Source organism: Mesorhizobium sp. B2-7-1 (assembly GCF_006440735.1).
Lineage (GTDB): Bacteria > Pseudomonadota > Alphaproteobacteria > Rhizobiales > Rhizobiaceae > Mesorhizobium.
Window position 1 is genome coordinate 37,706 of the sequence record NZ_VFUA01000053.1, and the last position, 6,126, is coordinate 43,831.

At 63.1% G+C, this 6,126-nt stretch carries 9 protein-coding genes; 8 read left to right on the forward strand and 1 reads right to left on the reverse strand.

Going from position 1 to position 6,126, the window contains the following annotated elements:
* The first annotated feature begins 84 nt into the window (after window positions 1-84).
* The 6 genes from lnt (at window position 85) to FJ471_RS19835 (ending at window position 5,248) form a co-directional block, all read left to right on the forward strand.
* Window positions 85-1,671 (forward strand): apolipoprotein N-acyltransferase, encoded by a 1,587-nt coding sequence (gene lnt, locus FJ471_RS19810; protein WP_140806025.1) that lies wholly within the window; start codon window positions 85-87, stop codon window positions 1,669-1,671.
* Window positions 1,672-1,811: 140 nt separating this feature from the next.
* Window positions 1,812-2,234 (forward strand): helix-turn-helix transcriptional regulator, encoded by a 423-nt coding sequence (locus FJ471_RS19815; RefSeq protein WP_140806027.1) that lies wholly within the window; start codon window positions 1,812-1,814, stop codon window positions 2,232-2,234.
* A gap of 165 nt (window positions 2,235-2,399) precedes the next feature.
* On the forward strand, window positions 2,400-3,665 hold the full coding sequence (gene metK / locus FJ471_RS19820; RefSeq protein WP_140806029.1) for a methionine adenosyltransferase: 1,266 nt from the start codon (window positions 2,400-2,402) through the stop codon (window positions 3,663-3,665).
* Window positions 3,662-4,372 (forward strand): tRNA (guanosine(46)-N(7))-methyltransferase TrmB, encoded by a 711-nt coding sequence (locus FJ471_RS19825; RefSeq protein WP_140806031.1) that lies wholly within the window; start codon window positions 3,662-3,664, stop codon window positions 4,370-4,372. The genes metK and FJ471_RS19825 overlap by 4 nt, the downstream gene beginning before the upstream one ends.
* A 63-nt stretch (window positions 4,373-4,435) precedes the next feature.
* On the forward strand, window positions 4,436-4,735 hold the full coding sequence (locus tag FJ471_RS19830) for a DUF1778 domain-containing protein (RefSeq protein ID WP_140806033.1): 300 nt from the start codon (window positions 4,436-4,438) through the stop codon (window positions 4,733-4,735).
* A gap of 3 nt (window positions 4,736-4,738) precedes the next feature.
* The gene (locus tag FJ471_RS19835) at window positions 4,739-5,248 is read left to right on the forward strand and encodes a GNAT family N-acetyltransferase (RefSeq protein WP_140806035.1); all 510 of its coding nucleotides are present in this window, start codon (window positions 4,739-4,741) and stop codon (window positions 5,246-5,248) included.
* Window positions 5,249-5,368: 120 nt separating this feature from the next.
* Here FJ471_RS19835 and FJ471_RS19840 read toward each other — a convergent pair whose 3' ends face one another.
* Window positions 5,369-5,689 carry a hypothetical protein gene (locus FJ471_RS19840; RefSeq protein ID WP_140806037.1) on the reverse strand — a complete coding sequence of 107 codons (321 nt, stop codon included), beginning with the start codon at window positions 5,687-5,689 and terminating at the stop codon, window positions 5,369-5,371.
* Between the two features lie 41 nt (window positions 5,690-5,730).
* Between FJ471_RS19840 and FJ471_RS19845 the strand changes: the two genes are divergently transcribed.
* The gene (locus FJ471_RS19845) at window positions 5,731-5,979 is read left to right on the forward strand and encodes a CopG family ribbon-helix-helix protein (protein WP_181179591.1); all 249 of its coding nucleotides are present in this window, start codon (window positions 5,731-5,733) and stop codon (window positions 5,977-5,979) included.
* The coding region (locus FJ471_RS19850; protein ID WP_140806041.1) for a type II toxin-antitoxin system RelE/ParE family toxin at window positions 5,976-6,126 on the forward strand (151 nt) is incomplete at its 3' end. The genes FJ471_RS19845 and FJ471_RS19850, both read left to right, overlap by 4 nt.

A 6,126-nucleotide genomic window follows, 5' to 3' on the forward strand; every position in this document is an offset into this window, starting at 1 on the left:
CAGGCACCGCTTATCCGCGTTTGGATCGGGCGGCGTGGCCTGTTAAACCTTGGGCTCCCTGATTCGTGCGACTTGGGAAGCTGGATGCAGCGCTTTGCCGGCCGGATAATTCTGCTGTGGGGGTGGCGGCGGGCGCTGGTGGCGTTTGCCGCCGGAGCGCTGTCGGTGCTTGCTCAGGCGCCTTACGATTTCTTCGCCGTCTGCTTCGTGTCGTTTCCGGTCCTGGTCTGGCTGCTCGACGGCGCCACCGGCGAGGCTTCCGATGGCTGGTTCCGGCGTCTGAGGCCGGCTTTCGCCACCGGCTGGTGGTTCGGTTTCGGCTATTTCCTCGCCGGCCTCTGGTGGATCGGCCAGGCATTGCTGGTCGAGGCCGACAACTTCGCCTGGGCCTTGCCCTTCGCCGTTGTCGGCATCCCCTTCGCGCTGGCCTTCTTCTATGGCTTTGCCACCGTGGTGGCGCGGCTGTTCTGGAGCAGCGATATCGGCCGCATCGCCGCCCTTGCCTTCGGGTTCGGCCTTGCCGAATGGCTGCGCGACTTCCTCTTCACCGGCTTTCCCTGGAACGCCGTCGGCTACGCCGCGATGCCTGTGCCGCTCCTGATGCAGAGCGTGTCGGTGACCGGCATGATCGGCATGAACGCGCTCGCCGTCTTCGTGTTTTCTCTGCCCGCGCTGGTCGCCGCGCGCCGGCATCTGAGGCTGGGTATCGCCCTGTTCGTCATCCTCGTCGCCGCCCATGTCGGCTTCGGCTATTTCAGGCTCGCCACCACGGTCGAGCCGACCCGCTCGATCGATGTCCGCATCGTCCAGCCCGCGGTCGATCTCAGCGAGAAATGGGACGCCTCGGTGCGCGACCGGATCTTCGCAACCTTGCTGGGGATATCGGGGAAAGCGCCGGAAGAGGGTCACGCCAAACCGCAGCTCATCCTGTGGCCGGAGACGTCGGTGCCGTTCCTCTTCACCGAGCGTCCGGACGCGCTGACGGCGCTCGGCGACATGCTGGCCGACGGCCAGATGCTGATTGCCGGCGTGGTGCGCGAGGAGGGCGGATCGGCCAATTCCGGCAGCCGCTATTACAATTCCGTGGTGGCGATCAACGACAAGGGCGAGATTGTCGACGCCGTCGACAAGGTGCATCTGGTGCCCTTCGGCGAGTATCTGCCCTTCGCCGATCTTTTCGAACGCTTCGGCATAGGCCAGCTCGTTGCCGGGCCGATGAATTTCGCCGCCGGCAACGAGCGGCATCCGATCGGCGTGCCGGGCGGCCTGCGTGCCGCTCCGTTCATCTGCTACGAGGTGATCTTTCCCGATCTCGTCGCCGCCGACTCTGCATCGTCTGACGTAATTGTGAACGTCACCAACGACGCCTGGTTTGGCGACACGCCGGGCCCCTATCAGCACTTCAGACAGGCCCAGATTCGTGCGGTGGAGAATGGATTGCCGCTGCTGCGCGCGGCCAACAACGGCATCTCCGCCATCGTCGATTCGCGCGGGCGCATTGTCGATGCGCTTGCGGTCGACGCGCGCGGCGCCATCGACGCGCATGTGCCCGTTTCTGGACGCGCCCTCCTGTCCGCCGAACAGCGACGCATTAACGGATTGCTGATCATGTTGCTGTTTGCGCTGATTGCCTTCACATTGAATGTAAGGCAGCGGCTACGGGTGAATTGACAGTCGGCACATTAGAAACTCATACTGTAACGCCTAAAATTTTCTCGAAGTCGGTTGGAGGGTTCTGTTGGGGCAGGTGGCTCCGGCTTCATATGGGCGGAACAAAATAGAAAAAGCCGGAAAAATTCGGCGAGGAAAAAATGACAGAAGAGAACAAGAAGAAGCCGAATCCGATCGACATCCATGTCGGGAGTCGCATCCGGCTGCGTCGCAATATGCTTGGAATGAGCCAGGAAAAGCTGGGTGAAAATCTCGGCATCACCTTTCAGCAGATCCAGAAGTACGAAAAGGGCACGAACAGGGTTGGCGCCAGCCGTCTGCAGGCGATCGCCTCCATCCTGAGCGTTCCCGTCGCCTTCTTCTTCGAGGACGCCCCGAGCGAGGAAACCGTCGGCGGAAATCGAGGATTTGCCGAAGACTCCTCAATGGCTTTCGCCATCGAATTCTGCGGCAGTCCCGAAGGGCTTCAGCTCAACCGGGCTTTCGTCAAGATCAGCGACGTCAAGGTACGCCGCCGGATCATCGATCTGGTGAAGGCGCTCTCCGCCGACGGCGCCGATTGATTTGCCTTGATGCCGCCGGCGGTTTCGCGCCGCCGGTGGCATAGCCGGCCTTGCCTACATTCATGCCAGATCCGTCGCGCCGCTTGACGAGCGGCGCCCGGCACCGCTAACACGTGGCGCGCCAAAATCGGCAGCCTGCCGATCTTTTTTCAAGAGGGGACACCCGTGACGCGGCAGAATTATCTCTTCACCTCGGAATCCGTCTCCGAGGGTCATCCCGACAAAGTCTGTGACCGTATCTCCGACGAGATCGTCGATCTGGTCTATCGCGAAGCCAAGAAGACGGGCATGGATCCGTGGAAGGTGCGCGTTGCCTGCGAGACGCTGGCCACCACCAACCGCGTCGTCATCGCCGGCGAGGTCCGCGTCCCCGACACGCTTTTGAAGAAGGACAAGGCGGGCAACGTCCTTCAGGATGCGTCCGGCCATCCTGTGGTCAACCCGACCAAGTTCAAGTCGGTTGCCCGCAAGGCAATCCGCGAGATCGGTTACGAGCAGTCCGGCTTCCACTGGAGGACCGCCAAGATCGACGTGCTGCTGCATGGCCAGTCGCCCGACATCGGCCAGGGCGTCGACAATGCCGCCGACCGGCAGGGCGAGGAAGGTGCGGGCGATCAGGGCATCATGTTCGGCTACGCCTGCCGTGAGACGCCCGACCTGATGCCGGCGCCGATCTATTACAGCCACAAGATCCTCGAGTTGCTGGCCGCCGCACGCCATGAAGGCAACGGCGAGGCCGGCAAGCTCGGCCCGGATGCCAAGAGCCAGGTCACCGTGCGCTACGCCGACGGCAAGGCGGCGGAAGTCACGCAGATCGTGCTCTCCACCCAGCATCTCGATGCGAGCTGGGACTCCAAGAAGGTCCGCAAGGTGGTCGAGCCCTACATCCGCGAGGCGCTTGGCGACTTGAAGATCGCCGAGGATTGCAACTGGTACATCAACCCGACCGGCAAGTTCGTCATTGGCGGGCCTGACGGCGATGCTGGCCTTACCGGCCGCAAGATCATCGTCGACACTTACGGCGGCGCGGCGCCGCATGGCGGCGGCGCCTTTTCCGGCAAGGATACCACCAAGGTCGACCGTTCGGCGGCCTATGCGGCGCGCTACCTTGCCAAGAATGTGGTGGCCGCCAAGCTTGCCGACCGCTGCACCATCCAGCTCTCCTACGCCATCGGCGTTGCCCAGCCGCTGTCGGTCTATGTCGACCTGCACGGCACCGGCAAGGTCGACGAATCGAAGCTCGAAGACGCGCTGCGCAAGGTGATGGACCTGTCGCCGTCCGGCATCCGCCGTCATCTCGACCTCAACAAGCCGATCTACGCCAAGACGTCGTCCTACGGCCATTTCGGCCGCAAGGCCGGTCGCGATGGTTCCTTCTCCTGGGAAAAGACCGATCTCGCCAAGGCGCTCAAGGACGCCGTCGCCGCCTGACGCCAGCGGACGCAAAAGACAGGCCGAGCCGGGCGACCGAAGGATTTTTCGGTCGCCGGCACGGCAAGACCATACGCCCGCAGCAGGCGGTCGCCCTCGAAAGCGGCCTGCGCGAATACCGGCTCGACCTGACGGCGCAAGCGCCGGCTGATCTAAGCACCCTGTTCAAGACGGATGTTTCGGCGCTGCAGCTGGAAATCGGCTTCGGCGGCGGCGAGCATCTTCTACACCGCGCCGCCGAATCTCCGGCAACCGGCTTCATCGGCGTCGAGCCCTTCGTCAACGGCATGGCCAAGATGATGACGGCGCTCGGCAAGGCGCCGCTTGGCAATTTGAGAGTCTATGACGACGACGCCACGCGCCTGCTCGACTGGCTGCCGGCAGGCTCGCTCGACGGCATCGACCTGCTCTATCCCGATCCATGGCCCAAGAAGAAGCACTGGAAACGGCGCTTCGTCGGCGCCGCCAATCTCGCCCGCTTTGCCCGGGTGCTGAAGGCGGGCGGCAGGTTCCGCTTCGCCTCCGACATCGACAGCTATGTGAACTGGACGCTGCTTGCCTGCCGGGACCACAGCGCCTTCCAATGGCAGGCCGAAGACGCTGCCGGCTGGCACCAGCCCTACGAGGGCTGGCCCGGCACGCGCTACGAGGCCAAGGCCATCCGCGAGGGACGGCGGCCTGCCTATCTGACCTTCATCCGGAAATAGCCGAGCGAACCTTGTATTGCATTTAGCACTACGGATCGCTACCTTGTCGGTAAGGAGACAGTGATGGCCGTCCCGGTCGAACGCAAGGAATACCCGATCTCGATGCGCCTGCCGGAAGCGGACGTGGCGATGATCGATCGCGCCGCCACCCTGCGCGGCCGGTCGCGCACGGATTTCGTGCGCGATGCCGCCGTGCGCGCGGCCGAGGATGTGCTGATGGATAACCGTCTTGTCCGCATGAGCCCGGAAGGGTTCGCGGAGTTCATGGAGGTCCTGTCCGCTCCGGCTGCTCCGGTTCCCGACATGGTGGAACTGGCAAAGCGGCCCGCGCCCTGGGAAGCTGGTTACACGACGAAGCGCTGACCAGTGGCATTGTCGGCTCCCGAACCGTTTACCGCAGTTCACGACGTATCCGGATTTTCCTGTGGGAAGCCTGCGCTTGATCACTGGCTGAAAACCCGCGCGCTTTCCAATCAGGAGAAGGGCTTTACTGCGGTTCTCGTTGTCCACGAAGCCGGCCGGGTGGTTGGATATTACGGTTTGGCGCCAACGGCCGTCGTGCCGTCGATCCTGCCTCGGTCGATCCGCACCGGGCAACCGCCCGACCCGGTGCCGTGCCTGCTCCTCGGCCAGCTTGCGACCGATACCGGATGGGCTGGGCGCGGCATCGGCACGGGCTTGGTAAAGCACGCCCTTCAGCGCTGCGTTCGGGCGGCGGAATTGATCGGAGGGCGCGCGCTGATGGTCAATGCGGTCGACGCGGAAGCGGCGCAGTTCTGGCAGCGGCGAGGATTTCTCCCGACCAGGGACGATCCGCTTGTCTTATTTCGTTCGATCGCGGCGATCGCCGCGTCGCTCGTGGAGGCCCAAAGATAAGGCACCGCCGCGCTGCGAGATGGTGACGGCAGGATTTACCTGCCTGGCCAGAGCAATTCCAGGAAAGTGCGGGCGCTCGGCGACTTCGCCGTAGCCTTCCGTCCGGAATTGCTTAAAGAACTAGATCCGGCCGCTCCGGTCGAAAGCGGCCGGATCGATGCCGAGCTTCTTCAGGTCGCTGCGGCGCGGCTTGCGGCCGGCCTCGACGGCCCGTGCCCCGGCGGCCGCGCTGCCGAATGTGTTGAAGAAATCACCGATGACGAAAAACAATCCACGGTCCATGTGACTAGTTTCGCGCGCCACCGCGCGCGTCCTTTCTTTTGCACTGCAGCATAAATGGTGACGACACGTCGGTTTGCCAAAGGACCGCATGGCCGCCATGCGCGGCGCAACGCAGCTCAAGCGGGTTCCGCCGCGCAACATGCGGAATTGATGAACCAATTTGGTTCCAGCACATTCATACTGAACCAAATGGAGACAGGATAATGAGTGCCTTCACCGTACGGCTTCCTGATGAGACTGTCGCCAAGCTCGACCAACTGGCCAAAAAGGTGGATCGTTCTCGTTCCTACGTCGCGGCTCAAGCGATCGAAGACTATGTCGCGAGGGAAGAATGGCAACTTGCCGAGATCGAGGCTGGCCTTGACGAGGCCGATCGAGGAGAATTTGCGAGTGAGAAGGATCTGGCGGGCGTCATAGCGAAATACGTCAAGCCGGCTTCCGAACGATGAAGCGGATCCGCTGGACCCAACGAGCCGTGCGCCGTCTCGACCAGATTGGCGCATTCATCGAAAAGGACAATCCAGCCGCCGCGAAACGGGTCATTGCCCGTATCGTCTCCTGCGCCGACAATCTCGCCGAGCAACCCGCAATGGGGC

Bases quoted from the DNA above. Each gene is read 5' to 3' on its own strand.
- lnt (WP_140806025.1), top strand. From the start codon at position 85: ATGCAGCGCTTTGCCGGCCGGATAATTCTGCTGTGGGGGTGGCGGCGG.
- FJ471_RS19815 (WP_140806027.1), top strand. From the start codon at position 1,812: ATGACAGAAGAGAACAAGAAGAAGCCGAATCCGATCGACATCCATGTC.
- FJ471_RS19830 (WP_140806033.1), top strand. From the start codon at position 4,436: ATGGCCGTCCCGGTCGAACGCAAGGAATACCCGATCTCGATGCGCCTG.